This is a genomic window from Micrococcus sp., from assembly GCF_030523875.1.
Taxonomy (GTDB): domain Bacteria; phylum Actinomycetota; class Actinomycetes; order Actinomycetales; family Micrococcaceae; genus Micrococcus.
This window is the reverse complement of record NZ_JAUNHR010000164.1, coordinates 1-1,763: the sequence shown is the minus strand read 5'-3', so window position 1 is coordinate 1,763 and position 1,763 is coordinate 1. Positions and strand designations below refer to the sequence as shown.

General features: G+C 73.1%; 1 protein-coding gene, 1 tRNA gene and 1 pseudogene. 1 reads left to right on the top strand and 2 read right to left on the bottom strand.

Annotated features, from left to right (window positions below; translation table 11 throughout):
- Positions 1 to 575: pseudogene (locus Q4D18_RS11795) on the bottom strand (phosphoenolpyruvate carboxykinase); the annotation flags it as partial.
- A 238-nt stretch (positions 576 to 813) separates the two neighbouring features.
- Here Q4D18_RS11795 and Q4D18_RS11790 point away from each other — a divergent pair.
- Positions 814 to 887: transfer RNA gene (locus Q4D18_RS11790), tRNA-Arg, on the top strand.
- A 107-nt stretch (positions 888 to 994) separates the two neighbouring features.
- On the opposite strand, the gene Q4D18_RS11785 is transcribed toward Q4D18_RS11790, so the two are convergent.
- The coding region (locus tag Q4D18_RS11785; RefSeq protein WP_303128644.1) for an N-acetylmuramoyl-L-alanine amidase at positions 995 to 1,763 on the bottom strand (769 nt) is incomplete at its 5' end.

Sequence of the window (1,763 nt, the reverse complement as noted above, 5' to 3'; positions counted from 1 at the left end):
GGGGCGCCCACGGAGTGCACGGCGGGCACGTAGAAGGCCTGCTCGCGGGACATCTTGTCCAGGACCTCGGTGCCGATGCGCGCCATGATGCGCATGGAGAGCACCACGTAGGCGGAGTCGGTGACCTCGACGCCGTACTTGGGGTCCTCGGCGTCCAGGTGGCCCATCACGAAGGGGATGACGTACATCGTGCGGCCGCGCATCGCGCCGGCGAACGCGTCGTCGAGGATGCCGTGCATCTTCTTCGGGTCCATCCAGTTGTTGGTGAACCCGGCGTCCTCCTCCTTCTCGGAGCAGATGAAGGTGCGGTCCTCCACGCGGGCCACGTCGGCCGGGTCGGAGAAGGCGGCGTACGAGTTGGGGAACTTCTTCTCGTTCAGCTTCGTGAGCGTGCCGGCCTCGACGAGCTCGGCGGCGAGGCGGTCGTACTCCTCCTGGGACCCGTCCACCCAGTGCACGGCGTCCGGCTGGGTGAGCTCGGCGATCCCGGCGACCCAGTCGCGCAGCCGGCCGTAGTCCGTCGGGGCGTCCTTGGTGGCGAGCTCCGTGTACGAGGGGGTGGCGTTCTCAGCCATGGTGGAGTGTCCTCCCATTGGGTTCCTGGGCCGTCCCGTACCCGCCACGGGCTGTGCGCACCCGTGGCGGGTGCACCACGTCCTTGTGGTCGCACGGTCTGGGGCCAGAGTACCCGAGGCAGGCGTAGAATCCCCCGTCACGAAGTGCCCGACGACGGCGCACCCGGGCCGATTTGCATCGCTCCGCAGGCGCGTGTAGAGTTCTACGAGTTCGAGCCGCTCCGGCGGATCGGCACCAGCGCCCATAGCTCAGCTGGATAGAGCGTCTGTCTACGGAACAGAAGGTCAGGGGTTCGAATCCCTTTGGGCGCACCCCAGCGAAGGCCCCCTCCTCACGGAGGGGGCCTTCGTCGTCGTGGGCGGAGGGCGGACGCTGGCCGACCGGGGCGCGGGGCCGCCCCGGCCGGCACGGGGCGAGGTCAGCCGTGGGCCAGCAGCCGCCCCCAGGTCACCGGCCCGACGAAGCCGTCGGCCACGAGGCCCTGGGCGCGCTGGAACGCGACCACCGCCGCCCGGGTGCGGTGGGCGAAGACGCCCGTGGCTGGCACGCGGTGGCCCGCGGACGTGAGCAGGCGCTGGGCGCGGCGCACGTGCGCGCCCCGACTCCCGGGGCCCAGCACGGGCAGGGACGCGGCCTCGCCCTCGGGCCGGGCGGCCTCCGGCGCCGGCCGCCCGGAGAGCGAGGAGACCGTGAGGACGCCGGAGTCCAGGGTGCGGGCCACGTCCCGGCGCAGCGTGACCAGGTGCGCGTGGAACGCGTCCCCGGGGCACGCGGTGGCCCCGTGGTCCCGGTGCCCGGTGATCGCGGCGGGGTCGATCCGGTACCGGCGGCAGATGTGCGCGGCCAGCTGCACCAGGGCCCGGTACTGGGCCCCGGTCGGCAGGGCCGAGGTGTAGGTGCCCTCGCACTCGATCCCGATCCTGCCGGTGTTGGCCCCGCCCACGTGGGCGCCCTTCACGTAGGCGTCGCCGGCGCGCAGCGCCGCCAGGGAGCCGGTGCGGCCCTCGAGGCAGTGGCCGCCGCGCGTCACGGTGAAGTGCTGCCCGGAGTCGCCGAATCCGACCCGGTCCATGTGGTCGGCCTGGCACCGGCGGGCCAGGGCGAACGCGTGGGACAGCGAGGTGGCCGCCGTGTTGGGCGAGGCCATGTGGTGGACCACCAGACCCGTGGGACGGCCCGGGGTCCAC